At 48.7% G+C, this 26,747-nt stretch carries 25 protein-coding genes; 6 read left to right on the top strand and 19 right to left on the bottom strand.

Annotation, left to right across the window (positions count from 1 at the left end; all coding sequences use genetic code 11):
• The first annotated feature begins 9 nt into the window (after positions 1-9).
• On the top strand, positions 10-1,470 hold the full coding sequence (locus tag FSB84_RS30130; RefSeq protein WP_130543658.1) for an alpha/beta hydrolase-fold protein: 1,461 nt from the start codon (positions 10-12) through the stop codon (positions 1,468-1,470).
• A gap of 3 nt (positions 1,471-1,473) precedes the next feature.
• Here the strand turns inward: FSB84_RS30130 and FSB84_RS30125 are convergent, their stop codons facing one another.
• From FSB84_RS30125 to FSB84_RS30100, 6 genes are all read right to left on the bottom strand, one after another.
• Positions 1,474-2,142 (bottom strand): NAD-dependent epimerase/dehydratase family protein, encoded by a 669-nt coding sequence (locus FSB84_RS30125; RefSeq protein ID WP_130543659.1) that lies wholly within the window; start codon positions 2,140-2,142, stop codon positions 1,474-1,476.
• Positions 2,143-2,238: 96 nt separating this feature from the next.
• Positions 2,239-3,177, bottom strand: coding sequence for a DUF5050 domain-containing protein (locus FSB84_RS30120; RefSeq protein WP_130543660.1), 939 nt, complete (start codon positions 3,175-3,177; stop codon positions 2,239-2,241).
• 86 nt (positions 3,178-3,263) lie between these two features.
• Positions 3,264-3,836, bottom strand: coding sequence for a GNAT family N-acetyltransferase (locus FSB84_RS30115; protein ID WP_130543661.1), 573 nt, complete (start codon positions 3,834-3,836; stop codon positions 3,264-3,266).
• A 133-nt stretch (positions 3,837-3,969) separates the two neighbouring features.
• Positions 3,970-4,332 carry a VOC family protein gene (locus FSB84_RS30110; RefSeq protein ID WP_130543662.1) on the bottom strand — a complete coding sequence of 121 codons (363 nt, stop codon included), beginning with the start codon at positions 4,330-4,332 and terminating at the stop codon, positions 3,970-3,972.
• A gap of 11 nt (positions 4,333-4,343) precedes the next feature.
• A complete protein-coding gene (locus FSB84_RS30105; RefSeq protein WP_130543663.1) occupies positions 4,344-5,243 on the bottom strand; it encodes a DMT family transporter in 900 nt (299 codons plus the stop codon).
• Positions 5,244-5,326: 83 nt separating this feature from the next.
• A complete protein-coding gene (locus FSB84_RS30100) occupies positions 5,327-5,965 on the bottom strand; it encodes a response regulator (RefSeq protein ID WP_130543664.1) in 639 nt (212 codons plus the stop codon).
• 264 nt (positions 5,966-6,229) lie between these two features.
• Here FSB84_RS30100 and FSB84_RS30095 point away from each other — a divergent pair, with 264 nt between their 5' ends.
• Positions 6,230-6,979: a sensor histidine kinase gene (locus FSB84_RS30095; protein ID WP_158644184.1), complete on the top strand. Its 750-nt coding sequence runs from the start codon at positions 6,230-6,232 to the stop codon at positions 6,977-6,979.
• A gap of 4 nt (positions 6,980-6,983) precedes the next feature.
• Here FSB84_RS30095 and FSB84_RS30090 read toward each other — a convergent pair whose 3' ends face one another.
• The 3 genes from FSB84_RS30090 to FSB84_RS30080 all read right to left on the bottom strand — a co-directional run bounded on the left by FSB84_RS30090 (position 6,984) and on the right by FSB84_RS30080 (position 9,792).
• The gene (locus tag FSB84_RS30090; protein ID WP_130543666.1) at positions 6,984-8,393 is read right to left on the bottom strand and encodes a nicotinate phosphoribosyltransferase; all 1,410 of its coding nucleotides are present in this window, start codon (positions 8,391-8,393) and stop codon (positions 6,984-6,986) included.
• Positions 8,394-8,430: 37 nt separating this feature from the next.
• Positions 8,431-8,895 (bottom strand): pyridoxamine 5'-phosphate oxidase family protein, encoded by a 465-nt coding sequence (locus FSB84_RS30085; RefSeq protein WP_130543667.1) that lies wholly within the window; start codon positions 8,893-8,895, stop codon positions 8,431-8,433.
• A 147-nt stretch (positions 8,896-9,042) separates the two neighbouring features.
• A complete protein-coding gene (locus FSB84_RS30080; RefSeq protein WP_130543668.1) occupies positions 9,043-9,792 on the bottom strand; it encodes a DUF542 domain-containing protein in 750 nt (249 codons plus the stop codon).
• Positions 9,793-9,909: 117 nt separating this feature from the next.
• On the opposite strand from FSB84_RS30080, the gene FSB84_RS30075 reads away from it, so the two are divergent.
• Entirely contained in the window at positions 9,910-11,472 is a 1,563-nt protein-coding gene (locus FSB84_RS30075) for a PAS domain-containing sensor histidine kinase (protein ID WP_225979931.1), read from the top strand.
• Positions 11,473-11,480: 8 nt separating this feature from the next.
• Here the strand turns inward: FSB84_RS30075 and FSB84_RS30070 are convergent, their stop codons facing one another.
• From FSB84_RS30070 to FSB84_RS30035, 8 genes are all read right to left on the bottom strand, one after another.
• Positions 11,481-12,191 (bottom strand): sulfite exporter TauE/SafE family protein, encoded by a 711-nt coding sequence (locus FSB84_RS30070; RefSeq protein WP_130543669.1) that lies wholly within the window; start codon positions 12,189-12,191, stop codon positions 11,481-11,483.
• Entirely contained in the window at positions 12,188-12,631 is a 444-nt protein-coding gene (locus FSB84_RS30065; protein WP_130543670.1) for a FixH family protein, read from the bottom strand. Before FSB84_RS30065 ends, FSB84_RS30070 begins: the two co-directional genes overlap by 4 nt.
• Before the next feature lie 26 nt (positions 12,632-12,657).
• A complete protein-coding gene (gene ccoG, locus FSB84_RS30060; RefSeq protein WP_225979930.1) occupies positions 12,658-14,079 on the bottom strand; it encodes a cytochrome c oxidase accessory protein CcoG in 1,422 nt (473 codons plus the stop codon).
• A gap of 24 nt (positions 14,080-14,103) precedes the next feature.
• The gene (locus tag FSB84_RS30055) at positions 14,104-15,279 is read right to left on the bottom strand and encodes a cbb3-type cytochrome c oxidase N-terminal domain-containing protein (protein ID WP_158644183.1); all 1,176 of its coding nucleotides are present in this window, start codon (positions 15,277-15,279) and stop codon (positions 14,104-14,106) included.
• Positions 15,280-15,325: 46 nt separating this feature from the next.
• Positions 15,326-15,484 carry a CcoQ/FixQ family Cbb3-type cytochrome c oxidase assembly chaperone gene (locus FSB84_RS30050; RefSeq protein ID WP_130543672.1) on the bottom strand — a complete coding sequence of 53 codons (159 nt, stop codon included), beginning with the start codon at positions 15,482-15,484 and terminating at the stop codon, positions 15,326-15,328.
• A 6-nt stretch (positions 15,485-15,490) separates the two neighbouring features.
• Complete coding sequence (gene ccoN / locus FSB84_RS30045) at positions 15,491-17,617, bottom strand: cytochrome-c oxidase, cbb3-type subunit I (protein WP_130543673.1); 2,127 nt, start codon at positions 17,615-17,617, stop codon at positions 15,491-15,493.
• A gap of 36 nt (positions 17,618-17,653) precedes the next feature.
• Complete coding sequence (gene ccoS, locus FSB84_RS30040; RefSeq protein WP_130543674.1) at positions 17,654-17,818, bottom strand: cbb3-type cytochrome oxidase assembly protein CcoS; 165 nt, start codon at positions 17,816-17,818, stop codon at positions 17,654-17,656.
• A gap of 96 nt (positions 17,819-17,914) precedes the next feature.
• A complete protein-coding gene (locus FSB84_RS30035; RefSeq protein ID WP_130543675.1) occupies positions 17,915-20,311 on the bottom strand; it encodes a heavy metal translocating P-type ATPase in 2,397 nt (798 codons plus the stop codon).
• A 124-nt stretch (positions 20,312-20,435) separates the two neighbouring features.
• Between FSB84_RS30035 and FSB84_RS30030 the strand changes: the two genes are divergently transcribed.
• From FSB84_RS30030 to FSB84_RS30770, 3 genes are all read left to right on the top strand, one after another.
• The gene (locus FSB84_RS30030) at positions 20,436-21,491 is read left to right on the top strand and encodes a response regulator (protein WP_130543676.1); all 1,056 of its coding nucleotides are present in this window, start codon (positions 20,436-20,438) and stop codon (positions 21,489-21,491) included.
• A gap of 18 nt (positions 21,492-21,509) precedes the next feature.
• A complete protein-coding gene (locus FSB84_RS30025) occupies positions 21,510-22,445 on the top strand; it encodes an ABC transporter ATP-binding protein (RefSeq protein WP_130543677.1) in 936 nt (311 codons plus the stop codon).
• 70 nt (positions 22,446-22,515) lie between these two features.
• Positions 22,516-22,692, top strand: coding sequence for a hypothetical protein (locus FSB84_RS30770; protein WP_158644182.1), 177 nt, complete (start codon positions 22,516-22,518; stop codon positions 22,690-22,692).
• A gap of 552 nt (positions 22,693-23,244) precedes the next feature.
• Here the strand turns inward: FSB84_RS30770 and FSB84_RS30020 are convergent.
• Positions 23,245-25,632 carry a ribonucleoside-diphosphate reductase subunit alpha gene (locus FSB84_RS30020; protein WP_130543678.1) on the bottom strand — a complete coding sequence of 796 codons (2,388 nt, stop codon included), beginning with the start codon at positions 25,630-25,632 and terminating at the stop codon, positions 23,245-23,247.
• A 52-nt stretch (positions 25,633-25,684) separates the two neighbouring features.
• On the bottom strand, positions 25,685-26,659 hold the full coding sequence (locus tag FSB84_RS30015; protein ID WP_130543679.1) for a ribonucleoside-diphosphate reductase small subunit: 975 nt from the start codon (positions 26,657-26,659) through the stop codon (positions 25,685-25,687).
• Positions 26,660-26,747 lie beyond the last annotated feature (88 nt).

Here is a 26,747-nt window from a genome sequence, read left to right as displayed (position 1 = left end):
TCAATGATCATGAAGAATACGCTACTATTAAGTGTTGCTTTGCTGGGAGGGAGTTGTCTTCTTTCTGTATCTGCTCAGCAGATCAAAGTGATTTATACTGGTAATGCTGCTGAAAAATTCAGTGGGAATGTTTTCCTCTATCTCTCCAAAGAAAATAAAGAACCGAAATCCGGGTATGTTGGTCTGACTGCATTTCCATTGTACCGCATCAGTGTGAAAGGTGTGAAACCCGGACAAGCCGTGGTGTTCAATGATGCCGCCGTGAGTTATCCTGTAAAATTATCTGACCTGGAACGTGGAGAATATTATGCACAGGCGGTGTGGGATAAGAATACGGGAGATCACCTGGTTGCAGAAACCATCGGCAACTATTACAATAAGCCATCCAAATTCAACTTCACCAAAAAGACAGATGCTTTTTTCTCGCTTTCCTGCACTGAAGTAGTGAAAGAAAAAGCTTTTGTTGAAACAGATTATTCCAAAGAGCTGAAAGTGGAGTCTAAATTATTGTCAGATTTTCACAAGAGGCCGGTAAGCCTGAACGTAGCCGTGATGCTGCCAGCAGCTTACCTCAAAGAGCCTGACCGGAAATTCCCGGTGCTCTATTATGTTTCAGGATTTGGTGGCGACTACAGACGTATGTCCGGATACAAGAGTCCCGAGAGTTTTATGGATACTGTTCCATTCATCAGAGTGGTGCTGGATGGTAATTGTCCAACCGGCCATTCTGTATATGCCAACAGCGCCAACAATGGCCCCTGGGGCGATGCGATGGTGAAAGAGCTGATCCCTGCTGTGGAAGCGGAATTCCGTTGTGACGGAGGAAGGGTCCTGATGGGGCACAGCAGTGGCGGCTGGACTGTACTCTGGCTGCAAACCCAGTATCCGTCTGTGTTTGCAGGCACCTGGTCCAGTGCTCCCGATCCGGTGGATTTCAGGAATTTCTCAGGCGTTGATATATATAATGAGAAGAACCTGTACTATGGAAAAGATTCTTCGCTTCGTTGGATTGCCACAGTGGCTGGTCGTTTTCCCTGGATCAGTATGAAGCAGATGATCCGGATGGAGCATGTGATGAACCGGGGCGAACAAATGCAATCTTTCAATGCTGTGTTCAGTCAGCGAAATGCAGATGGCAGCCCGAGACCGCTAGTGAATGCCGCAACAGGTGAGATCGATCCGGTGACGGTGAATCACTGGCAACAATATGATATTTGCCAGTTCCTGAAAAATAACTGGAGTAAAGTGAAGGAAGATCTGCGGGGAAAGGTCAGGATCTCTACCGGTGAGCAGGATAATTTCATGTTGAACCAGGCCGTGCATTTACTGGAAAAGGAAACCAAAGATCTCGATACAGGATTTGAATACGGTTATTTTCCCGGGGATCACTTCACTGTTTTCACCAAAGAATATCAATCGGCTGGTGTTAAGTTCCTGTTGAGCTGTTATGCTGCTTTCAGGAATAAATGATCATCATTTGGCGGCGAGCGCAATGATATCGCGGCCAGTGATCACTTTTTTTGAGTAACCATGGAGTGTGATATTGATCATGGCCAATCCCACTTCCCGCAAAGTGCAGTAACTATTGGGCGATAATTTCCTGCCAATGGGGTAGAGCCAGCTGATGAATTTGTAAATGGATTTTACATTCTTCTGTCCTGGGGAAGGTTTCATGAAAGCCGGCCGGAAAGCGTACACGGCCTTGAAAGGCAGTTTCATCAAATGATTTTCCGTTTGTCCTTTTACACGGGCCCAACGGATCCGGCCATGTTCCGAGCTATCTGTACCTGCACCGGACACATAACAGAAAACTGCCTGCGGGCTGGCCTGCACCAAAAGTTCAGCCATATGCATCGTGAGTGTATAGGTAGTACGATAGTAGGCATCGGCGGAAATACCTACAGAAGAGATGCCCAGACAAAAATAACAGGCATCGATCCCCTTAAGTTGATCGCGGAGAGAAAACAGGTTAAAGAAGTCTTTGTGAATGATCTCCGTAAGTTTCGGGTGTTGTATACCGGTAGTTCGCCTGGTGATCACCAGTATTTCAGCTACCGATGGATGTTGCAGGCACTCAAGCAACACGCCTTCGCCTACCATTCCGGAAGCGCCAGTGATCAATACTTTGAGGCCATCATTCATGTTCACCCGATTTGACTGCTAATGTAGTCAATTAATCCTCAGATCGGGCGGCGGCGGGCCACCCGTTTTGGGAATGATGGCTGAGGCCTGCTTTTATTAAAAGTTATTGAAGGTCAGCTGGCGTTTGTTGCTGCCGTCTGCATTCATGATCCACAATACACCATTTTGTTTGTTGGATTCAGAAACCTGGTACTGGAACTGGCTGTACAGGATCTCGCCCTGGCGCGAAACGGCAAAATCCATTACATAGTTGTCAACAACCGGAACATTACTGCCTGAGCGCATGAGTTTACTGCCGCTGATAAAATAGATATGTCCATCGTAGTACTGTGGATTGCGGCGTTGTTCGCTATTGTTAGTTTCCACGGCCACTTCTTTCTTCTCATCCTGTCCATTTTGATCCATCGACCAGATCTCTCTGTTGGCGATGAGATAGTAAAATCTTTTGTCAGAGCCGAATGAAATATCATAAAACTCGGCGGTCTTGATCCTGGATTTTTCCGTGCCATCAAGCGCAACTTTGTATAATGTGCTTTGATTGCTGGCGCCCACCGGTGATGATCGAAAATAGATCGAGTCGCTGCTGGCATTGAAGAATGAATAAGGAGACATGGAATAGTCCTGTACCACCAGTTTCCGGGCTGCTGTATCGAAACCGGAACCAGTGAATGGGATCATAAAGATCCTGGAACCTTCCTGGTATGCGAGTTTGCTGCCATCAGGGCTCCAGGTTGCATTGCGGAAGACCCTTTCCATTATTCTCGTTAATCCTGTCCGGTCTTTATTCAGGCTGTAAAATCCAACAGAATCGCTCTTGAACTTGTACATGGGGCCTCTGCAGGGAGACATTTCAATGCCTGAGATGGGAACATAGTTGAATACGAAGATCTGACCATTGGGGTGCCAGGCAGGAAATGAGTAAGCCTGTGGAGCGATGTAAGGTGTTTCGGCGCAGCCCCGGCCTTCGCCGTCTTTATTTTTCTTGCTACAGGATAAGAATGAAACAAAAGCCAACAGCAGCATGAGTGCTCGCATAAAGTACAGTTTTTTTCGGGTGTGCAATTTCAGTTCTGCTGTCTGACAATGCAAATCCACAAACCGTTGCTGCTGCTGTTGCTGAACTATAATAATTTTCTGAGGAAGAACAAGCGGTAACTGAGCTCTTCCTCCGCATATACTTCAAAGCCTGCGCGCTGGTACCAGGGCACATTTTCCGGTGTGCTGGTTTCAAGGTACACGGGCCTTTGCATCCCTTTGCTTTTCTGCAGCAGTTCCTGCAACAGTTGTTTACCAATACCTGTTCGCTGATGACTGGTGTCTACGCCGATGAACCAGAGGTAGAACATATTATCGGAGGGATGATGTTTTTTGATTAGTTGTTCTCTTGATAAAACTTTGGCCGTGCGGCTCAGACCAAAAACAGTGGCAGCCAGTTTGAGGTCCCACCAGATGCTTTGCCAGGTCACCCGTTTGCGGTCTGGATAAAGCACCAGTGCGCAAGCCTTTCGGCAATCGGAAAGATATACATCTCCAAATGCAAAACAAACATCGAAGGAATAAGCCATCAGTTTCCGGATGCGTTCCATCTTCTTTTCATTCTGCGGGATCACGTAGTTCACACTGCGGTTATTGCTGAATGATGCTGCCAGGATCTCCGTCACTACCTGCCTGTCGTTTTTGACTGCCTTGATCATTATCCAGTATTGAGGTGAGCAATTGTTCTACAGGTTATGAAGATATTAATTAGTTGCCTGAAGAATAAGTTGCATCAGCTCTTGTGCAGATTAGCTAACAAAAGTCAAGTTTTATGGAAAAATGTACAAGTGATCATTGGCTGAGAATAAAAACTGTACCGGCCGGGTCCATGATCCAGTGGGTATTTGAAGGGATCTCCTCCAGTTCATCACAGGTATGAGTGCCTCTTGAGGCCAGGTGTGCAGTGGCTGCTTCCACATCATTTGTTTTGAGCTCCATCCAGGTTTCTGAATGCGTATAATTGTCCACGCAATCCAGCCAAACGATATTCGGTCCGAACTTCACTTCATGTGTGCGTGAAACGGTGGGATTGGTGATCGGTTTTTCTGTTACTTCAAGTCCGAGTGTATCCCTGTAAAATGCCACAGTGGCTTCATATTTCTGTTTCGGAATTTTGATGGCGATGTTCACACCTCCGTTGAATACTGGTTTCATGTAAAAGCTTTTTATTGATGTTGTTCTGTGCCCGAACCGCTGCTTAGCCAAACGCCGAGCAATACAAGGGCTCCGCCTGCATACTGCAATGTACTGAATGATTCATTCAGGAAGATGAGCGCAATTACCGATCCGATCACCGGATCGAGGTTCAGAAAATTACCTGCCTGTGCAGCCGTGAGGGTTTGAAGCGATTGATTATAGAGCATATAACTGATAGCAGAGCTCAGGATACCCAAATAGAGAACTGCCATCCACCCATTGGAAGAGATTGCAGGTAAAGGTTTGCCCCATCCTTCAACGAGTGCAAATGGAATGAGCATAAGGGTGCCTGTTAGTGTTACGAAGAACGTGAGCGGTACAGGGTGGAATTGGTTAAGGCTTCGCGAAATCAAAGTATAGGCAGCCCAGCAACAAACGGAACCGGCCATGAGGAAATTTCCGAGCAGGCTGTTATTCTGATCATGCTGACCGATAAAGCCTACCATCACTACTCCTGTAACGGAGATCAGGATACCTGCAATTACCCTGGCCGTGATCTTTTCCTTCAGATAAACAGCGGCAGGCACAACTATCACCAATGGCATAATGCCCTGGATCAGCGATCCCATGGCTGCGCCGGTATAGGTGAGTGAGATATTGAAGAAAGAATAAAAAAATGTAACACCAGTAAGCCCCAGCAAAATGATCTTCCCTTTTGGCAATGGCCCGGGATCCTGCCTGGCTGCCTTTTTCCGGACGGAAAGATAGAAGGGCAGCAGCACCAATGTAGCTACTGCATTCCGCAATAAAGCCATGAAGAGGGGAGGCAGTTCAGATACCCCAACTTTTGAAACAGTGAAGGCGCTGCCCCAGATCAATACTACCACCAGGATGCTGATCAGCGCCATGGTTTTTTTATTACTGCTCATGCAGCAGTAAAATACAGAAAAATTGTTATGAAGCTCGGTTGCTTTTTTGATGGTGAACCAGCAGTTGCCGCAGCAAAACCTTATCAGGCTAGTCCCATGTCGATGGCTTTTCGGATAAGCGCAGCAGCATTGTTCACCTGCAGTTTTTGAATGAGATTGAAACGATGGTTCTCGATTGTGCGCACACTCAGCGATAGTTTATCGGCAATCTCCTGGTTCCTGAGCCCCTGCGCAATCAGTTGCAGTATCTCTTTTTCCCTTTTGGTGAGGCCGGGAGTATACCTGCTGGGCTTGCGGTTGGTGAGTATTTGCTGAAAGAGTTGCTCTTTCAGTTCTTCGTGTATGTATTGTTCTCCCTCCATTACTGTATCGATGGCGGTGCGGATGGTATTACCATCAGCCGTTTTGAGCAGGTAGCCCATCGCGCCGTTCTGCAACATATTGCGTACATAATGTTTCTCTTCGCAGTTGGTGAAAACGATCACGCGGATGGAGGGCCAGTTGCCCTGCACGCGTTTGCAGATGGTGATGCCATCGGTGCCGATCAGCTGTATATCGAGAAAGAGAATATCAGGTTGTTCCTGTTCCAGGGCTTCCATCAACTGGTTGCCATCAGTATAAGTGCCCTGCATTCGGATGTCCGGAAAATCAGACAGGATCATGCGCAACCCGTTCAATATTGCGGGATGATCGTCCAGCGCTTTAACGGTGATAAACTTCATTACAGATTTATTTTATAACGGCTCGCGAACATTCTGAGTAGTACTACTCAATTATAATTTCCGGTAGTTGTGCTGCAAAATTAACCTACCGGACTGAATAGTTTTGTTCCGATTTGTTTAGCTATGATCGCACAACTCCAAATACCTGTCCGGAAACTGAATTTCGGCCATTTGAACGACAAAAAAACTACCATTCGGAATATAATCCATGTGGTTTTTATCCTGATTCCTGTCACCTGTTGGTTTATTTTACTGATATGGTGGATGAAAAGGACTGAACTGTTTCAGCAGGATGCCGGTAGCATAGCTGGTTTGCTGGCGCTCACGGTATTGATGTTCCTGCTGGTGTTCGGCGGCATTCAATTGTGGCGCAATTATCTGCACCACCATGCGTACCGTCGAAGGGAACTGCACCAGAAAGCCATGGAAAACGAGATCAAGATGCTCAAAGCGCAGATAGAGCCGCATTTTCTCTTCAATACCCTCAACCGTATCAGTGCAACGGTGCCGCCCCAGCATGAAGCTACCCGTGAGCTGATAGCGCGCCTGGCAGACACTTTCCGTTATGCTCTTCGTTCCACAAAAGAAGAAATGGTGCCATTGAAGGATGAACTGAGTTTTATCCGGAACTATCTTCAACTGGAACAGGAGCGATTCGGCAATCGCCTCTCTGTAAGGATCCCGGATGAAAATATCCAGGATGTAATGATCGCTCCCATGTTGCTGCAGCCACTGGTGGAGAACGCCATTGTCCACGGCATCGGGCCTTCAGTGAAAGGAGGAACGATCAGCATTGTATGCCGCAGGATGGATACGCACATGTTGATCAGCGTTAGTGATGACGCAGTTCCCTTTGAAGGTGACCCTGAAAAACTTCTTTGCGGTAATGGCGTGGGGCTGAAGAATACAGCCATCCGTATCGAGAGGATCTACCAGCAAAATATCCGGATAGAAAAGAACCAGCCGCGTGGACTAACCTTTTCCTTCTTTGTTCCGATCCTGGAGAATTTGTAGCGAATTACATTTTATGTGAGGCGATCAAGCCATTGCGAAGGTCCATCAATTGCTGACTGATACTGGTTTTGTAAATATGAGGATATTCAAATCTTTTATACTCGGCTGGCAGCAATGCCAGTCTTTCTTTTGAGTATTGTGCAATGGCTGTCAGCCCGGGAGATGGGGCAATGCGTTTTCCATTTTCCATCACCACTTTCAATAATGGCTCCTGTTTGAAACCGGTCACCTGCAGGGATTTTCCGGGCTCGAAGGGATGATGGATCACTGAAACATGTTCTTCACCCTGCAAAACGATGGCGTCTGCTCCAAAGAAATGTCCCTGGTCATCAATCATGCGGAGTACCTGTTTGGTGCCGGGCAGGGTTGCTTTCTGAAGGGTCTCGGAGATCTTCATACGTGGCTTGCCATCAGATTCCGCGAGTTTGTATACGCCATCCAGTGCACCATCGGGCGCACCTGTTACAAGGCTGGTGCCTACACCGAAAATATCGATGGGCGCCTGTTGTTCCAGCAGACTTTTGATCACATGCTCATCCAGCTGATTGCTGGCCACGATCTTCACATATTGTAATCCTGCTTCATCCAGCATGGCCCTTGTTTTGCGGGAAAGATAGGCGAGGTCTCCACTGTCCAGCCGTACGGCAACGAGTTTCTGCCCCTGCTTTTCCATTTCCTTTGCCACGATGATGGCATTGGGAATGCCGCTCTGCAATGTGTTGTAGGTATCTACCAGAAAAACGCATCCTTCCGGTCTGGATCTGGCGAATGCGCGGAAGGCTTCCAGTTCGGATTCGTAGCCGGTCACGAATGCATGGGCCATAGTACCCGAAGCGGGAATATCATATAACTGTGCCGCATATACGTTGCTGGTACTTCCGAAGCCGCCGATCACAGCAGCTTTACTGGCCAGTATGCCTCCGGGGCCCTGAGCGCGGCGCAGCCCGAAATCACTGAGGATACGATCGCCGGCCACATACCGCATGCGCGAAGCCTTGGTAGCGATCAGCGATTCGAAATTCAATATGTTCAGCAATAGAGTCTCCACCAGCTGCGCCTCCAGCCAGGTTCCTTCCACCCTTACGATAGGACAATGCGGGAACACGATCTCACCTTCGGGTACAGACCAGATCCTTCCCCTGAACCTGAAATCAACCAGGTGATCGATAAAAGTTGAATTGAATTTCTGCCACCTCAGCCAGTCGATATCCTCTTTTGTGAAATGAAGCGTTTCCAGAATATCCAGCAGGTCGGTAAGCCCTGCAAAAACAACATAACCGCCTCTGGCAGGTATCTTCCTGAAAAAATAATCGAAGGCAACGGCCGACTGATGCCGGTTTTCGAGAAAATTCACTTCCCCGATACTCAGTTCATAGAGATCCGTATAGCTGCCACTGATAGAGAATGATAGCATGCTGAATGATTTGGTGGAACGAATAGAACGCTCAAATCTACGGACGACCGGACTGATCGTTCTCAAATCTGCCGGATTTTTCGATCACGGCGATCCTGAACACCACGCCTTTGATCTCTTTATAATCGTCAGGCGGGAAGGGCCAGTAAGGGGAAAGATGAGTGGTAACGCTGCTGATAACGGGCAGCACCCGGTTATTGAGAATATCCAGCGCATGTTTGCGCAATTGCGGATCATCCAGCTCTTCGAATTTTCCCTGGAGGATCACGCTCTTCCAGTTGGCCATGTTCTGCATTTCGTCCACTTCAAAGCAAACAGAAGGATTCTTTCGCATTAACGCCAGTTTCATGCCTTCATGCGTATGTCCATATACGTAAGCTCCATCATAAGCATAACTGATAGGCACTACATAGGTAAGTCCATCTGCATGGCAGCCGATCCGGCCAACTATCTGTTTGATTAAGATCTCTTCGATATCCGCTGCACTTAATTTTCCCATCATAATATTTCGGTTTTATACGTGAAAGCGGCAACTGGGTGGGGTAGTGGTTCTCTTCTTAAAGATAGTGGAAATTGTCATTCGTTTCAGGTAGAGGAGGCGCACCCCGTTTTGCAGGGTGACCGCCTTCAGTGCCTGAACCATATCCTGCTATTTTCCAAGCAGGGTGTTTTCTATCGCGATAGCGCGTGGGAACAAAATTTCATTTTCCAATCGCATGTGCTGCACCAGGTCCTGGTCCAGTTCCTGTAATTTCAGGAAGGCCACACGATGGCTTACACAAGCATCTTCGGGCGTACTGTAATTACCGGTGAGCCTGCGGAAATTGCCGAGCAGTTCTTCCGTTTGCTGGTGCTCCTCTTCCATGCGTGCGGCGATGGGCTTGCGCAATGTGCGCACCAGCAGTTCTGCATAAGGTTCCTTCCCATTGAAAGCCCGGTTGATCCTTTTGATATAGGGGAACAACACTTCTTCCTCCTGCTGCAGGTGCGATGGCATCTTCCTGTACAGTTGCATGAAATGCGCCTGCAGCTCATCCAGGTAAGGGAATTTCTTCCGGTGCCCGGCCACAAATTTGGTGAGATGATCATGGATCGATGGCAATGCTTCTTTCATATAAGCATGATGCACATGCACCAGGTAATCCGTAAGGAAATCTATCGGCCAGCTGTTGAAATTCAGGTTGGGTGAAATCAGGATACGGCGGGTTGCGGTCTCCAGGTCCTGTATCACCAGGTCTGTACTTACTCCCCTGGCTTCGCAGGCTACCTGCAGGGGCCACCGGCCGCCACAGCAGAAATCGATATTGTATTTGAGCAATACGTCTGCCGTACGGTAATCCCCGTTCACGATCTCTGTAACGGGAGTTTGCTCATCTATCTTCAGGAACTGTTCTGTCATACAGCGGCAAATTAATCCGGCAGGAGAAGAAAAAAACTGATTAAAATCAGGTGTTGAACTATCTTTTTTCAGGAAAGCTGTAAGTGTTACTTGTAAATTTTAATATAATTTGTGTTGATGTTCAAAGAAAAAGCGCTCAATGTACTGCTGTTCTGTTCCATACTAACGGTATGCACAGCCGTATTGCAGTTCATTTATCCCGATATCGGTTTTCTCTACGGAGGCTTTGTGGCAGCCACTTTGCTCACTGTCTTCCTGCAGAACGATAACCTTACCAAACTGTTCGGTATCGTCAGCCTGGCGCTGATCCTGCTTTCCGGCTTCTACCCGCGTGAAGCAGGCAGCACACAGTTATTGCTGTTGCAGTTGTTGTTCCAGTGCATCATTGTACTACTCACCATGATTGCCGTGATCTATATCAAAAAGATCTACGGCTCACTGGAGAACGATCAGCAACAGGTGAAAGCGTTATTTGATAATGCAACGGAAGGCATCATCCTTACCAATCAAAAGGGTGAGATCGTGCTGGTGAATCCTGCTGCGCTTCAATTGTTCGGTTACCATAAGGATGAACTGCTGGGGAAGGCCATTGAAATGCTGATCCCGGGTCGCTTTCATCATGCGCATTCTGGTTACCGTGAAGGTTTCTACAAAAAACCGGGCAACCGAAGTATGGGGCATGGCCGTGATCTCTTCGCCAAAACCAAAACAGGCGAGGAATTCCCCGTTGAAGTGAGCCTCAGCTTTTACAAACAGAAGAACGAATTCTTCGTGATCGCTTTTATTGTGGACATCACACAGCGTAAGGAATCTGAGCAGCGCCTGATGGAAAAACGCGAACAACTGGAGCATGTAACCGAAGAGATCCGCACGCTCAATGCCGATCTTGAGAATAAAGTGGAAGAGAGGACCATGATCCTGAAAGACGCCCTGCAGGAACTGGAGAGATCACAACAAAACCTCAGCGAAGCACTGGATAAGGAGAAAGAACTCAATGAGATCAAATCGCGTTTTGTGAGCATGGCATCACATGAGTTCCGTACCCCTCTCAGTACCGTGCTGTCCTCAGCCGCATTGATCGGCAAATACACGCAGTCGGATGATCAGGACAAGCGCGACCGTCACCTCAAGCGCATACGCGACTCCGTTAAACATCTCAATGACCTCCTGGAAGACTTCCTTTCTCTCGGAAAACTGGAAGAAGGAAAAGTGCTTACTACTACCGGACCGGTGGACCTGAAAGAATTCCTGGAAGACATAATGGAAGAAATGAAGACCCTGCTCAAACCCGGGCAGGAGATCAATATCAGTTGCTCCGGCGATGATCTGATTGTAACCGATAAGAAACTGCTCAGGAATATTCTCATCAATTTGATCGGTAATGCCGCAAAATTCTCGCCTGAAGGCTCACCCATACAGGTAAGCGCTTCCAATGAAAATGATCTGTTGCATCTTTCTGTGCAGGACAAGGGCATCGGTATTGCCGAAGAAGATCAGCACCATATGTTCACCAGTTTCTTCCGCGGCCGCAATGCCGTGAATATCCAGGGAACCGGGCTGGGGCTGCATATCGTGAAGCGATATGTGGACCTGATCCAGGGAAAGATCAGTCTGGAAAGTAAATTGGGAGAAGGAACAACGGTTACAGTGGAATTGCCGGACCTGTCTGCTAAACAATAACTGTAATGTTAATGGCAGCCCGCGGCGGGAGAATGCTCAGTGCTCAGCACGGGACTAATGAACGGTATCCCGAGATTCATGCCGCGAAGGATAAGGATCACACCCATGGCAGCAATGATAAAAGGTACTGCCCGTTTCAGTTTCAATCTAACGTCGATGCTGATGCGAATCCCGAACCAGCTCATCAGGAACATGGCCGGGAAAGTGCCGAGACCAAAGAAGAACATGAAGCCGGCGCTTTGTATTGGACCGGATAGACCAATGGCGCCGATGATAGCGATATACACCATCCCGCAGGGAAGCAATCCATTCGCCATACCGAGGAGAAGGAAAGAAATCGTATTCGTCTTTTTCAATAATTTTCCCATCAACGACTGTAACGGTAAATACCAGCTTTGTACCCATTTCGGGTATCCATTCGATCTGCCTAAAAAATAATATACCGCCAGTACTATCATGATGATGCCGGTGGCGATGGAAAACCATTGCTGGAAGCCGGCGAGGTAAAGCCCTCTGCCTGCAAGGCCGAACAACAATCCCAATACGGAATAGGTGATGATGCGGCCCGAATGGTAGAGCAGCATCGACAATAACTGTCCTGTTTTCGATAAATGATACACCGGCAATGACATAGCCAGCGGTCCGCACATGCCAATGCAATGTGCGCTGCTCATCAGTCCGAGCAATCCTGCTGCTGTGATCACCGGCCACATGATCATTGAATGTCTAAGGAAGTTTCAGAATAGTATTGCTGTTCACCTGCTGTCCAGTTTAGTTTTACTGTATATCTGCCGGGCAGTAAGAGCTGACTGCTGATCTGCTGTTTGCCTGTTGCATTCACGGCCAAAGAGATCTTGAGATCTTTTTTAGCATCGGCGGCACAGTAGAACCAGGCGGAACCGGTGATAGCCAGTCCTTTCATCTCTTCCGGAAGCTGAATATCGATGGTTTCCCCGGATTTGACAACACTTGCTTTGGAAGCAAGACTGTTGGCGCGTTTGGTGCCATCGATCACGTCCTGGTATTTCAGTTCGTCCTTGTAATATTCTTTGGTCACCAGGTCGAAGTTGGTCTGTGTGCTTTTGTACACCAGCAGGATGATCATACCGGCAAAGGCGCAAATGAAGATGGTGAGTTTATGTCCCCAATTGAGTGTCATGATTTCTTATTTTGATGGTGATGTGCTCATTGGACCGGTCCGAGAAAATTGGTGGAGATCACATCGATCTTTTTGTTGTTGCTGTAGATTCCGATCTTCAGTAATGTTTTTCTTTCATGGATGATGCTTCGTGGCAGCACGATGAAGAATGAGCCAGTGCCTTCTCCCTGTTCCTTCACCTGAACGGAATGGCCGCCGATGATCTCGATCTGTCCGCTTACATTTTCCAGTTTGAGCTGCAGCGGAATGGAATTGGTGGTTTTGTTGGCCACTTTGATATTGTACAGGTTACTAACGCTGTCGGTTCCACGCTCCTGGTAGAGCATGCCGGGTGTTCTCATGATGGTGGTGTCCACCTCTTTCCGTGTTACCAGGAGGAAGGCGAGCACGGTCACCAGCACACCCAGCAACACGGTGTAGAGCTTCATTCGGCCGGTATACTGAAGTTTTTCTTTCTTCTCGATACCGAGCTCAGAAGCATAGCGGATAAGGCCCAATGGTTTGTTTATTTTGTCCATGATGGCATTGCAGGCGTCTATGCAGGCGGTACAGCCTACGCATTCCATCTGCGTGCCATTTCGGATATCGATCCCTGTTGGACAAACCTTCACGCACTGGAAACAATCGATACAATCACCCTGGATTCGTTCCACTTTTTTATTGAACTTACCTCTTGGCTCGCCGCGCTGATAATCGTAGGCAACGATCATGGAGTTCTTATCCAACAATACGCCCTGTAAACGGCCATAGGGGCAGATCACAGTACAGACCTGTTCACGGAAGAAAGCGTATACGGCATAGAAGACGCCGGAAAAAACAGCAAGGGACAAAAAGCCGCCGATATGCTGGGTTACCGGTTCCGTGATGATCTTCCAGAGTTCTTTTACACCGATGATATAGGATAGAAAGAAATTGGCAATGATGAAGGAACAGATGTAAAAAATGATATGCTTGCTAACCTTCTTGAAGATCTTCGATCCCGTCCAGGGAGCTTTTGCCAGCATCTTTTGTTGCGCTGCATCGCCTTCTATGAAGTATTCGATCTTCCGGAAGAACATTTCCATGAAAATGGTCTGTGGACAAACCCATCCACAGAACAGGCGGCCGAAAGCTGCCGTGAACAGCACGATGAATACGATAAAAGTGAGCATCCCCAAACCGAAAATGAAAAAATCCTGCGGCCAGAACACTTTACCGAAAAGTATGAATTTTGCTTTCACCACATTGAAGAGAAAAAGCGGTTGCCCATTCACTTCAATGAAGGGGAGGGAAAAGAAAAGCAGAAAAAAAGACCAGCTTACGTATGTACGGATATTGTAGAGCTTTCCTTTCGGTTTCTGGGCGAATACCCATTTCCGTTTTCCTGATTCGTCTACAGTAGCGATCCTGTCGCGGAACGATTCTCTGTTCCCTTCTCCTGTTTTCGATATATTTTCTTTTTCCACCACTGCCTGAACTTTTGATGTTATGTATTACTTCGCTGATACCACCGAACTGTCTGCTTTTGCGGCAGTGCTGTCGGATGGGGCCGCGCCGGATTCCTGGTAGAGTTCCCCCTGTTTTTCTTTTCCATTGGGAGGATTGCTGCCATGCAATGATTTGATGAAACTGCTTACCTGCGCGATCTGTACGGGACTGAGGTCTTCTTTCCAGCTCCTCATTCCTTTTTCAGGCCAGCCATATTTTACAGATTTGAAAACATCTGCAATGCTGCCACCGTGTAACCAGTAATCATCTGTGAGATTGGGGCCTACAGTGCCTTCTCCGTCTTTACCATGACAGGCAGCACAGTTCTGAATGAACACTGTTTTCCCTGCATCCAGGGCACTGGATTCCGTGAGCATTTTTACAGTATTCTCGTCCACGTTATTGGCAGATTTTTTCAGGTAGGCTGCTTTCTGCTCTTCCGCTTTTTCCATCGCGATAGCAAATTCCTGCTGGCTCAGCGGCGCTGTTTCGGACACGTGATAGCGCCAGAGGTAGATGCCTGCAAAGATGATGGTGCCGTAGAACCCGTAGAGCCACCAGGGTGGGAGACGATTGTCCAGTTCGCGGATGCCATCGTATTCGTGATCCATTACCAGGGCTTTTTCCTGTTCGATGGGTTTAAGGCTGTTGAGCTTCGCCCAAATGGTTTTCCAGGCCGCAGGTTTTGTTGCTTTTTCATGTTCTGTTGCGTTCTGCTTTTTTACTCTACTGAGGAATGTGCGCAATTGCCAGAGCAATGCAACGATCACGAGCAACTCAATTGCAATCACTCCGGTAACGAGGTAATAGGCAGTTGCAGAAAGAGGGCCGAAACTTTTGGCCTGTACCACTACTGCTTCAGCATCTGCCGGTGCGTCCTGTGCAAATAGGGGCATGCAGAAGAATAGTACCGCAACAGTGAGTACGGTGGAAGAAACATTGATCTTTTTCTTTTCCGCTTCGATCTCTTTCTCACGTTTGTAATAAAAGGATGCTGCGCCAGTTAACACATGCGCCAGCAGTATGATGATAAGCAGGAGGATCGCCATGATGATCACCAGCATAGTGACCATTGGATCGCCGATAGAGCTGGGAAGTGGCGGATGATCGTATCCTTCTCTTGCGAATGTGAAATGGGTGGCTGCCAGCGCGGGCAAGAGCAGGGCCAGTCTTTTGGTCATTGTCATTCTTTTATTTATTGCACTTGATCGGAACATAAGGTTGGGTTTAGTCCAGCGGAATTCTGCTGATGTCCTGCAATCTTTTTTTATCGGTCTTCATTACCCAGATCAATACTCCCAGGAAGAACAAACCGAAAATGATGAAGGAAGTGAGCGGGTAGATGCTAACGCCGGTGATCTTTTCGAGATAGTGTATGAACTTCATGGTCTGTTATTTTTGAATGGTGGTGTTTGGTTGCGCCTTGATGTCTTTACCCAGCCTTTGCAGGTAAGCGATGAGGGCGATGATCTCTGTGTTGGAAGCGGATTCGATCTTATCGGCCTTCAGGCTGAGCTTGATGAAATTAGCCTGTGTCATCAGGTCTTTATTGGCTTCTTTATCGAATCCTTCGGGATAGGGCACACCCATTTTCTGCATGGCCCTGATCTTGGCGGGGGTGGAAGCGGTATCGATGGGCGCATCCAACAGCCATGGATATGCGGGCATGATGGAGCCGGGGCTCATGATGCGGGGATCCAGCATGTGGTTGTAATGCCAGCTGTCGGGATATTTGCCACCTTCACGTGCGAGGTCCGGGCCTGTTCTCTTGGAGCCCCACTGGAAAGGGTGATCGTACACGAATTCGCCTGCTTTGGAATATTCACCGTAACGCGCCACTTCATCGCGGAAGGGACGGATCATCTGGGAGTGACAAGTGTAGCAGCCTTCCCGCACGTAAATATCGCGGCCCTGCAATTCAAGCGGAGTGTAAGGTTTCACGCTGCTGATGGTGGGCACGTTCGATTTCACCAGGAAGGTGGGAATGATCTCCAGAGCGCCGCCGATAGCTACTACGATAAGGCTCATAACGAGCATGGTCATGGGCTTTTTCTCGATCCAGCGGTGCCAGTATTCGCGAACAGGTGAATGTTCCTTCACCATAGGAGCGGCTTCTGCTGCTTCGTTGGCAATGAATTTCCCCTGTTTAACGGTTTTGTACAGGTTGTACACCATCAGGAAGGCGCCGATGAGGTAGAGGCTGCCGCCGATGCTGCGGGTAACATACATGGGAATGATATGGGTAACGGTTTCGAGGAACTGGAATTTCAGTTGTCCTTCTTCCGTGAAGGTCTTCCACATCTGGGCCTGTGCAAAACCTGCCCAATATAACGGAATGGCATATACGATGATACCGATAGTGCCGAGCCAGAAGTGGTTATTGGCGAGTTTTTTCGAGTAGATCTGCGTTCCGTACATTTTCGGGATCAGGTAATACAGCATACCAAAGGCCATGAAACCGTTCCAGCCGAGACCGCCGATATGTACGTGGGCGATGGTCCAGTCGGTAAAGTGGGAGATAGCATTCACGCTCTTCAGGCTCATCATCGGTCCTTCGAATGTGGCCATGCCATAACAGGTTACGGCAACCACAAAGAATTTCAGCACGGGATCTTCACGCACTTTGTCCCAGGCGCCGCGGAGTGTGAACAATCCATTCAGCATACCGCCCCATGATGGCGCTATCAGCATGATGGAGAATACAACACCGAGGCTCTGCGCCCAGTCGGGCAGCGCAGTATAGAGCAGGTGGTGAGGGCCGGCCCAGATATAGATGAAGATGAGTGCCCAGAAGTGAATGATGGAAAGACGGTAAGAATAAACAGGTCTGTTAGCTGCTTTGGGCAGGAAATAGTACATCAGACCGAGGATAGGCGTGGTAAGGAAAAATGCTACGGCATTGTGACCGTACCACCATTGTACCAGTGCATCCTGTACGCCTGCATACCAGCTGTAGCTTTTCATGAAGCTCACCGGTAATTCGATGGAGTTGACGATATGCAGCATCGCAACGGTTACCCAGGTAGCGATGTAGAACCAGATGGCAACATAGAGGTGCTTTTCCCTTCTCTTGATAATGGTGCCGAACATGTTGATACCGAAGATCACCCATACGAGAGTGATGGCGATATCGATCGGCCATTCCAGTTCCGCATATTCCTTGCCGGTAGTAAAACCCATAAGCAGTGTAAGTGCAGCTGCAACAATGATGCCCTGCCATCCCCAGAAATGGATATAGCTGAGCTTATCGCTGTACATACGGGATTTACAGAGCCGTTGCAGGGAATAATAAACGCCGGTGAAGATACAGTTGCCCACGAAGGCGAAGATCACGGCATTGGTATGCAAGGGACGTAGCCTTCCGAATGTTGTGGGAGCTAAGTTCAGCGAGGCCGATGGTGCATAGATCTGGATGGCTGCCCAGAGGCCTGCGATCATACCAACAACTCCCCAGAGCAGGGTAGCATAACCGAACCATTTCACAATCTTGTTGTCGTAATAGAATTTTTCTGGCTGCATAACATTTAGTTTCAGGATCTGAGAGGCTGTTTTCTTTTATTGTTTTTCGGGATCTGTTGCAGGTTTATCGTCGAAGAGCATACGCAGGGGCGGGGAGAACTCGTCGTCGTATTGTTTGTCTTTCACGCTCCAGCAGAATGCTGCCAGAAAGAATGCTGCGATGCTTACGCTGGCGATGATTAAGATTATGATCACACTCATACTTTCGGATTGATGGTCAAAAGTACCGGTGCGCGGATGCGTGGGGAATGATTACACTTAGATGACAAAATGATTTTAATCAGGTGAGGCGGATGATCAGAGCTTCCAGCGGGCTGCTAACCAGTTTGAACAGCCGAATGTGATCGTAACGATGCTCAGGCTGCTCGCAGGCATGAGGATAGCAGCGATCAATGGAGAGAGTACACCCTGTACGGCAAAGAAGATACCGATGATATTGTATAAAATGCTCAGCACAAAGCTGGCGATCACGATATTCCTGTTGGCCCTGCAAAGCCTGATGAAGAGCGGGAGTTTGGGCAGTTGTGACGCTTCGAGGATAGCGTCGCTGGCCGGTGTGAAGTTATTGGTGTCTTCCGTGATGGCGATCCCCACATTGCTCTGGCGGAGAGCGCCGGCATCATTGAGGCCGTCGCCGATCATCATCACGTTATTACCTTTGAGTTGTTGCTGGCGGATGAAATTCAGTTTGTCTTCCGGTTGTTGCCGGAAGAGCAACAGCGCCTCTTCGCCCATCAGATGCTGCAGATAAGGGCGTTCGGCGCTGTTGTCGCCGGAGAGTACAGAGAGCTTATGGTGCTTGCCTAGTTCCTGGACCAGTTGGGGAACACATTCGCGGTAGCGGTTCTTCACCCGGAAGAATCCGTAGAATTCACCATCCACAGCAAGGAATACGGATGAGCCTGCATCTTCTTTTTCGGGCATTCCGATCACATGTTTGGATGATCCGAGCGTGATCAGCTGTGCATTCACGTAAGCTTCCACGCCTTTGCCTGCCACTTCCCGGAATCCTTCCACACGCATATTGCTTTTGACATTGAAATATTGAGCAATGGCTTTGCTCAGCGGATGGATGCTTTGTGCAGCGAGGGCGGTCACTGCCTGCTGCAAAGCCAGGGTCAGCGGCCGGCCTTCATATTCTACATCCTGCTCGCGGGTAGTTGTAAGTGTTCCTGTTTTATCGAAAACGATACTATTGGCATTGGCAATTTCTTCTATAGCCTGTGCACCACGCAGGTAAAAGCGGTTGCGGCCGAGTATCCTCAATACATTCCCGTTGGTGAAACTGTTGCTGAGCAACAATGCGCAGGGGCAGGCCACGATCAGTACGGCAGTGATCACATTCCATACTTTGCTGCTATCGGTAACACCCCAGTAAATGGCAGCCAGTGCTGCGATGGTGAGCACAATCACAGTGAACCACCTGCTCAAGAGGTGAACAAATGAAATGCCTTTTTCACGGGGTGATTGTTTGAATTCATCGCGCAGCCACAGTTTGGTGAGATAACCCTGCGCCACTTCCTTGATCACCAGCAGCTCGATAGCATTCCCCGTTTGTTTACCCCCTGCATACAGGAGCTCACCCATTTCTTTCTGCACAGGAACGGATTCACCTGTGACAAAGCTGTAATCCACAGCAGCCTTGCCTTTGGTGAGGATGCCATCGGCAGGGATCAGCTCCTGTGAATGGATCAGCAGGGTATCGCCGGGTTTGATATCGGGGAGGGAAGTGGGTATCTCTTTACCTTCTTTGATAACGGTGACGGCTATGGGAAAATAAGAAGTATAATCGCGGTCGAAGCTCAGTTGCTGATAGGTTTTATCCTGCAAGATCCTGCCCAGCAGCATGAAGAACACGATGCCACTCATGGAGTCGAAATAACCTGCGCCGGTTCCGCTGATCACTTCGTACATGCTTCGGACGAATGTGACCAGTACTGCCAGCGCGATGGGCGCATCGATATTGAGAAATTTATGTTTGATGCCGCTCCATGCCGCAGCAAAAAAAGGTTGCGCGCTGAAGAAGAAAACCGGCAATGCCAGGATCACATTGAGAGTACGGAATACCTGCCGGAGGCCCTTTTCAGCGTCTTCCAGCCCCAGGTATTCCGGGAAACTGAGCAGCATGATATTGGCGAAAGAAAATCCAGCCACTCCCAGTTGATAGATCATTCTTTTTTTTATCCGGGGTGGCTGGTGTTGCAGATCATGCAAGCTGATGTACGGTTCGTATCCTATATTATTGAGCAGTTCCGCTGTTTCGCGGAGATTCACAAGGCGCTGGTCGTAAACGATGCTCACTTCCTTCCTGGTGAAATTCACGCGGGCGGAAATGATGCCATCATTGAGTTTATGCAGGTTCTCCAGGAGATAGAGGCAACTGCTGCAATGGATCTGGGGAAGATAGAATGTAACATGCGTTTGTTTCTCGTCTTCATAACTGATCAGTTGCTGCCGGATCTTCTCATCTTCCAGGAAAGCGAATTTATCTTTCCGCGCCTGGATGCGCTGATTGGCGCCGGGTTGCTGGTTGAGATCATAATATTCACAAAGGCCATTCTGGTTGAGCAACCGGAACACCATCCTGCAGCCTTCGCAGCAGAAAGCTTTGTTATCGGCCATGATCTTTTCATTGGCGCAGGTTTCACCGCAGTGATAACAAATGATCTGAGAACCGGTTACTATTGTTTCCATGCCTGAGATTTAACGCTGCTAAAGTAGCAGCACACCGCCAGCTGATCTTTGACCCCACTCACCCAAAATCCTGATTTTTATCATATATGGCATATGATAGCGGTTATGTAGTAATTTTAGCCCCATGAAAACGATACTGGTAATTGATGATAATACGGACATACGTGAGAACACGGCCGAGATCCTGACCCTGGCTGGTTACCAGACCTACACCGCCGAAAACGGCAAACGCGGCGTGGAGATCGCAGGCCGTGAAAAGCCCGATCTCATCGTATGCGATATCATGATGCCGGAACTGGATGGTTACGGCGTATTGCACCTGCTGAAGAACAGACCGGAAACAGAACATATCCCTTTCATCTTCCTCACTGCCAAAACCGAGCGTGGCGATTTCCGCAAGGGAATGGAACTGGGCGCCGATGATTATATCACCAAGCCCTTCGATGATATCGAATTGCTGAAGGCCATCGAGATCCGACTTAAAAAACTCAATATCATCCAGGCGCAATATGCGCAGGGCGAACAGGGCGCCAATGAACTGCTGAAAGAATTGAAAGGTTCCGGCCTCATCACCCTCGATCCCAACGAATACGACAGTGAGCGTATCCCCAAAAAAAGTATCGTTTACCACGAAGGCAAGCGCCCCAAATTCCTCTATCATTTGAAAAGTGGAAAAATCAAAACTTTCCGCATACATGAAGATGGAAAAGAATATATCACCAATCTCTACAGCGCCGGCGATTATCTAGGCCATGTGGCCCTGCTGGAAAATTCCAGCTATGATGACACCGCAGAAGTGCTGGAAGAAGCGGAAGTAGTAATGATCCCCAAAGAAGATTTCGTTACTGCCGTATTCAACGACATGAATATTGCCACCCGCTTCATCAAACTGATCTCACGCGATGTAAAGGAAAAAGAAGAGCGGCTACTTCGCCTGGCCTACGACTCCCTGCGCAAGCGGGTTGCCAAAGCTCTGGTAGATATCCAGCAAAAATTCAATCCCAATGGCGATCAACAGGCCATCGATATTCCCCGCGAAGACATTGCCCAGTATGTTGGCACAGCCACAGAAAGCCTGATCCGTACGCTGAGCGATTTCAAATCGGAAAAACTCATCGAGATCCGGGAAGGCAAGATCAGGATCCTGCAAGCTGAAAAACTCCGCAACCTCTTATTCTAAAAATTATATTTTTGCCGCATGGTATTACTCCAGGTATCCGGCATTCACAAGAAGAACGAAAGAGGCTTTGAATTGAAGGACGTCAGTTTCAGTCAGCAATGGTATCAGCAGATCGCCATTGCCGGTGAAACGGGCTCCGGAAAGTCCACCCTGCTGCGCATCATTGCAGGGCTGGCGCAACAGGATGCCGGAGAAGTGATCTACGATGGCAAGAAAGTTCCGGGCCCCAATGACCAGTTGATCCCCGGTCATCCGAAAATTGCCTATCTCTCACAGCAATTTGAACTGCCTCATTATCTCCGCGTGGAGCAGGTGCTGGAATATGCCAATAAGCTCACCCAACGGTCTGCCGAACAATTATTCCAGATCTGCCGCATCACGCACCTGCTGAAACGCAGAACAGACCAGCTTTCCGGCGGCGAGCAACAGCGCATCGCCATTGCACGCCTGCTGATCGGATCCCCGGGCCTCCTGCTCCTTGACGAGCCCTATTCCAACACAGACATGATCCACAAGCAACTGCTGAAAGCCATTATCGAAGACATTGCCGAGCAGTTGAAGATCTCCATCATCATGGTGTCCCACGATCCCGTTGATGCACTGAGCTGGGCTGATGAGATCCTGCTCATGCGCGATGGCCGTATCATCCAGCATGGTATGCCCAAAGAAGTATACCGTCATCCCGTAGACAATTACGCTGCCGGCCTCCTCGGCAAATACAATGTGTGGGAAGATAAGAATGGCGTTCAGCGCATCGTTCGTCCTGAAGACCTCGTATTATCCCGCAAACATATCAGCGATGTAAAGGGCACTGTGCAGAACATCATTTTCTGTGGCAGCTATTACGATGTGGAAGTTTACACCGATACGCGCATGTTCACTTCGCGCATGATGAACCTCACAATCGAAGAAGGCGATATCGTTACTGTGAGCCCGGTAGAAAGCCTCAAATAAATGTATCCGGCGTTTGAACACCTTAGTGCACAAAAGCTGATTTCAATTCCTTTGTAGCGCAAAAGCTGGTATGATCACCGGCTGGAAAACAAACCGGCGCGGGAGGATGTTTGATGGGCTTTTGAGTTGGTTGGATTGGGCTGTGGTAATGCTGTTCGGCTTTATCGCTTATGTTTTCAAGGCCGGCTTATCATACCAGCGTTTTGCGCAGCACGATGCACAGGGCATGGCCGTAAAGCTATATTGAAGGCGAACTACTATTGAAGGCATCATTGCATCATTGTCATTTTCCATTATGCTTGCGTGATGCAATTGAGTGTATCTGAGCATTGGTCTTCTGTACAGTGGAGAGGATCCGCACAATGGAGGTCATCTACGCAATTCAAGGAATATTCACAATTGCAGTTTCATTGCACAGTTATATTGCACAGTTATTGGATGCATCTTTTTTATTCAGCTTTTGAGTCAAAAGCTGGTAAAGATATGTTCGGCGATGCATGTGTACATTTCAAAATGTATTTACGGCCCAGCCTTATCATCGTGATGTGCAAAACGCTGGTATGATAAGCCGGCCTTGAAAACATAAGCGAAGAAGCCTGGCCCATTACTAAAGCTAACTCCCATGCACAACCGCCCAATTAATATTCTCCTGCGCCGGTTTGTTTTCCAGCCGGTGATCATACCAGCTTTTGCACCACCAGCTTTTGCACGCCCAGCTTTTGCAACTGAGGCGTAAAAAGGAAACCCGCCACCAGCTGATGCCAATGACGGGTATGGGTCGATGATAAATAACCAGGTATTATGCACTGCAGGTTACGCAGCCTTCTTCCATGGTGCAGGTAGGACCCTGTGCTTCCACGTCGTTGGCGCCTTCGATCACCTTCAGTGAGTGTTTGTCTGTGAGCGGCTCCACCATCTTTCCACCTTGTTTTTCAACAGTGAACTGTACGGCCTGAGTGGCGGCTTTTGTACGGAGATAGTACATGCCGGTTTTGAGACCACGCTTCCAGGCATAGAAGTGCATGGAAGTCAGTTTGCCATTGGTGGGCGTATCCACGAACAGGTTGAGGGATTGGCTCTGGCAGATATAAGCGCCACGGTCGGCAGCCATATCGATCAGGTTACGTTGTTTGATCTCCCAGACTGTTTTGTAGATTTCCTTGATATTGTCGGGAATGCCATCGATCTTTTGGATGGACCCGTTGTGCGCGATGATCCTGTTCTTCATGTCATCGTTCCAGAGGCCGAGCTCGATCAGATCTTTCAGGAGGTGCTTGTTCACAACTACGAACTCTCCGCTCAATACGCGACGAACGTAGATGTTGGAAGTGTACGGTTCAAAGCATTCGTTGTTGCCGAGGATCTGAGAAGTGGAGGCGGTGGGCATGGGGGCAACCAGCAATGAGTTGCGAACGCCATGCTTCATCACTTCAGCTTTGAGGCTGTACCAGTCCCAGCGGAGACTTGGTTCAACGCCCCACATGTCGAACTGGAACTGCCCTTTGGAAGCGGGTGAGCCGGCAAAGGTTTCGTATGCGCCTTCTACTTTTGCCAGGTCTTTGGAGGCTGTCATGGCGGCGAAGTAGATGGTTTCGAAGATGTCTTTGTTCAGTTGTTTGGCTTCATCGCTTTCGAAAGGCATGCGGAGCAGGATGAATACATCGGCCAGTCCCTGAACGCCGAGACCGATAGGCCTGTGGCGGAGGTTGGAAGTTTCAGCTTCCTTTACAGGGTAATAGTTATAGTCGATGATCTTGTTGAGGTTCTTTGTTGCCTCGTAGGTGATCTCATAGAGTTTGTTGTGGTCGAACTTGCCATCGATCACAAAGCGGGGCAGTGCGAGGGAGGCGAGGTTACAAACTGCTACTTCATCAGGTGAAGTGTATTCCAGGATCTCTGTGCAGAGGTTGGAGCTCTTGATGGTGCCGAGGTTCTGCTGGTTGGATTTGCGGTTGGCGGAATCCTTGTACAGCAGGTAAGGCGTTCCTGTTTCGATCTGTGCGTCCAGGATTGCAAACCAGAGGTCCTGCGCTTTAACGGTCTTGCGCATACGCTTTTCCTGTTCATACTGATTGTACAGTTTTTCGAATTCATCTCCCCAGCATTCGTGGAGGCCTGGCGCTTCGTGGGGGCAGAACAGGCTCCAGTCGCCGTTCTCTTCCACACGTTTCATGAAGAGGTCCGGGATCCAGAGGGCGTAGAAGAGGTCGCGTGCGCGGAGTTCTTCTTTACCGTGGTTCTTGCGGAGGTCGAGGAATTCGAATACGTCTGCGTGCCATGGTTCGAGGTAGATGGCGAATGCGCCTTTACGTTTGCCGCCGCCCTGATCTACGTAGCGGGCAGTGTCGTTGTAAACGCGCAGCATGGGGATGATGCCGTTGCTGGTGCCGTTGGTGCCGCCGATATAGGAGCCGGTGGCGCGGATGCCATGAATAGACAGACCGATACCGCCGGCGCTCTGGGAGATCTTGGCTGTTTGTTTGAGGGTGTCGTAGATACCATCGATGCTATCGTCCTTCATGGTGAGGAGGAAGCAGGAGCTCATCTGTGGTTTGGGTGTACCTGCATTGAAGAGTGTGGGCGTAGCGTGTGTGAACCAGCGTTCGCTCATCATATGGTAGGTTTTGATAGCGGCATCGATATCCTGTTTGTGGATACCGAGGGCAACGCGCATGTACATATGCTGCGGGCGTTCTGCTACTTTACCGTCCACTTTGAGGAGGTATGATTTCTCGAGTGTTTTGAAACCGAAATAATCGAATGCATAATCGCGGTCGTAGATGATGGTGGAGTCCAGCAGTTCGTGGTGTTGCTGGATCACTTCCCATACGTCGTCTGCGAGGAGGGGTGCGGCTTTGCCGGCTTTGGCGTCCCTGCATTCGTAGAGGAGCTTCATGGTATCTGAGAAGCTCTTGATAGTATTCTTGTGCAGGTTACTGATGGCGATGCGGCTGGCGAGCAGTGCATAGTCCGGGTGCTTCACGGTGAGTGAGGCGGCAGTTTCTGCAGCGAGGTTGTCCAGTTCAGTGGTGGTAACGCCATCGTATAATCCTTCGATCACTTTCTTGGCCACATCGATGGAATTCACGAACCGTCTGTCGAGACCGTAGCAGAGTTTTTCAACGCGTGCCGTGATCTTATCGAATTTGACGGATTCTTTTTTTCCGTTTCTTTTAACTACAAACATGTGCTGAGATATTAATGGTGGTAGTAAGTATGGTTAGTTTATCAGGTATTGCTTAGAAATCTTCATCCAGGGAGAAGGAATTATTTTCTTTGTTGCCTCCCATTACACCTGCTTTCTGGTAATCACCCACGCGTTTTTCGAAGAAGTTGGTTTTGCCTTCGAGCGAGATCATTTCCATGAAGTCGAATGGGTTGGTGGCGTTGAACATCTTTTCACATCCCAGTTCCATGAGCCAGCGATCTGCAACGAACTCGATGTATTGCTGCATGAGGCGGGCATTCATGCCGATGAGGTCAACGGGTAGTGCTTCAGTGACGAATTCTTTTTCGATGCGGACAGCGTCTCCGATGATCTTGTACACCTGTTCTTTGGGAAGCTGGTTGTTGAGCATGCTGTAAAGAAGACAGGCGAATTCACAGTGGAGGCCTTCATCGCGACTGATCAGTTCATTGGAGAAAGTGAGGCCTGGCATGAGGCCGCGTTTTTTCATCCAGAAGATGGAGCAGAAGGAGCCGGAGAAGAAGATGCCTTCAACGGCGGCGAATGCGACCAGTCTTTCTGCAAAGGAGCCGTTCTCGATCCAGCGGAGCGCCCATTCGGCTTTCTTTTTCACTGCGGGTACTGTATCGATGGCGTGGAAGAGATGGTGTTTTTCCTGTGGGTCTTTTACATATGTATCGATCAGGAGGGCATAAGTTTCAGAATGGATATTTTCCATCATGATCTGGAAGCCGTAGAAGCAGCGTGCTTCGGGGAGTTGCACTTCAGACATGAAGTTAACGGCCAGGTTTTCGTTCACGATGCCATCGCTGGCTGCGAAGAATGCCAATACGTGGGAGATGAAATGACGCTCTCCGTCGTTCAGGGCAGCCCAGTCTTTCAGGTCGCCACTCAGGTCTATCTCTTCAGCTGTCCAGAAACTGGCTTCATGCTTCTTGTACATTTCCCAGACTCTGGGATAGTTGATGGGAAGGATCACAAAGCGATCTTTGTTTTCCTGTAAAAGAATTTCGTTTTCGTGTTGCATACTATCGCTTTTAAATTCACATTTTAATGATCGCAGTGAGGGTAAGTGACGGCGATAATATGCCCTCTACTTCATTCCTGGAATAAAG

The sequence above is a fragment of the Pseudobacter ginsenosidimutans genome, assembly GCF_007970185.1.
GTDB lineage: Bacteria > Bacteroidota > Bacteroidia > Chitinophagales > Chitinophagaceae > Pseudobacter > Pseudobacter ginsenosidimutans.
The sequence above is the reverse complement of the archived record's forward strand: the minus strand, read 5'-3'. Positions and strand labels throughout refer to the sequence as shown.

Bases quoted from the DNA above. Each gene is read 5' to 3' on its own strand.
- FSB84_RS30770 (WP_158644182.1), top strand. From the start codon at position 22,516: ATGATCACCGGCTGGAAAACAAACCGGCGCGGGAGGATGTTTGATGGG.
- FSB84_RS30100 (WP_130543664.1), bottom strand. From the start codon at position 5,965: ATGAAGTTTATCACCGTTAAAGCGCTGGACGATCATCCCGCAATATTG.
- FSB84_RS30120 (WP_130543660.1), bottom strand. From the start codon at position 3,177: ATGCGAGCACTCATGCTGCTGTTGGCTTTTGTTTCATTCTTATCCTGT.
- FSB84_RS30065 (WP_130543670.1), bottom strand. From the start codon at position 12,631: ATGACACTCAATTGGGGACATAAACTCACCATCTTCATTTGCGCCTTT.
- FSB84_RS30125 (WP_130543659.1), bottom strand. From the start codon at position 2,142: ATGAATGATGGCCTCAAAGTATTGATCACTGGCGCTTCCGGAATGGTA.
- FSB84_RS30115 (WP_130543661.1), bottom strand. From the start codon at position 3,836: ATGATCAAGGCAGTCAAAAACGACAGGCAGGTAGTGACGGAGATCCTG.
- FSB84_RS30105 (WP_130543663.1), bottom strand. From the start codon at position 5,243: ATGAGCAGTAATAAAAAAACCATGGCGCTGATCAGCATCCTGGTGGTA.
- FSB84_RS30085 (WP_130543667.1), bottom strand. From the start codon at position 8,895: ATGATGGGAAAATTAAGTGCAGCGGATATCGAAGAGATCTTAATCAAA.
- FSB84_RS30075 (WP_225979931.1), top strand. From the start codon at position 9,910: ATGTTCAAAGAAAAAGCGCTCAATGTACTGCTGTTCTGTTCCATACTA.
- FSB84_RS30020 (WP_130543678.1), bottom strand. From the start codon at position 25,632: ATGTTTGTAGTTAAAAGAAACGGAAAAAAAGAATCCGTCAAATTCGAT.
- ccoN (WP_130543673.1), bottom strand. From the start codon at position 17,617: ATGCAGCCAGAAAAATTCTATTACGACAACAAGATTGTGAAATGGTTC.
- FSB84_RS30055 (WP_158644183.1), bottom strand. From the start codon at position 15,279: ATGACCAAAAGACTGGCCCTGCTCTTGCCCGCGCTGGCAGCCACCCAT.
- FSB84_RS30030 (WP_130543676.1), top strand. From the start codon at position 20,436: ATGAAAACGATACTGGTAATTGATGATAATACGGACATACGTGAGAAC.
- FSB84_RS30110 (WP_130543662.1), bottom strand. From the start codon at position 4,332: ATGAAACCAGTATTCAACGGAGGTGTGAACATCGCCATCAAAATTCCG.
- ccoS (WP_130543674.1), bottom strand. From the start codon at position 17,818: ATGAGTGTGATCATAATCTTAATCATCGCCAGCGTAAGCATCGCAGCA.
- FSB84_RS30050 (WP_130543672.1), bottom strand. From the start codon at position 15,484: ATGAAGTTCATACACTATCTCGAAAAGATCACCGGCGTTAGCATCTAC.
- FSB84_RS30025 (WP_130543677.1), top strand. From the start codon at position 21,510: ATGGTATTACTCCAGGTATCCGGCATTCACAAGAAGAACGAAAGAGGC.
- FSB84_RS30130 (WP_130543658.1), top strand. From the start codon at position 10: ATGAAGAATACGCTACTATTAAGTGTTGCTTTGCTGGGAGGGAGTTGT.
- FSB84_RS30080 (WP_130543668.1), bottom strand. From the start codon at position 9,792: ATGACAGAACAGTTCCTGAAGATAGATGAGCAAACTCCCGTTACAGAG.
- FSB84_RS30035 (WP_130543675.1), bottom strand. From the start codon at position 20,311: ATGGAAACAATAGTAACCGGTTCTCAGATCATTTGTTATCACTGCGGT.
- FSB84_RS30095 (WP_158644184.1), top strand. From the start codon at position 6,230: ATGAAAAGGACTGAACTGTTTCAGCAGGATGCCGGTAGCATAGCTGGT.
- FSB84_RS30015 (WP_130543679.1), bottom strand. From the start codon at position 26,659: ATGCAACACGAAAACGAAATTCTTTTACAGGAAAACAAAGATCGCTTT.
- FSB84_RS30070 (WP_130543669.1), bottom strand. From the start codon at position 12,191: ATGATCATGTGGCCGGTGATCACAGCAGCAGGATTGCTCGGACTGATG.
- FSB84_RS30090 (WP_130543666.1), bottom strand. From the start codon at position 8,393: ATGCTATCATTCTCTATCAGTGGCAGCTATACGGATCTCTATGAACTG.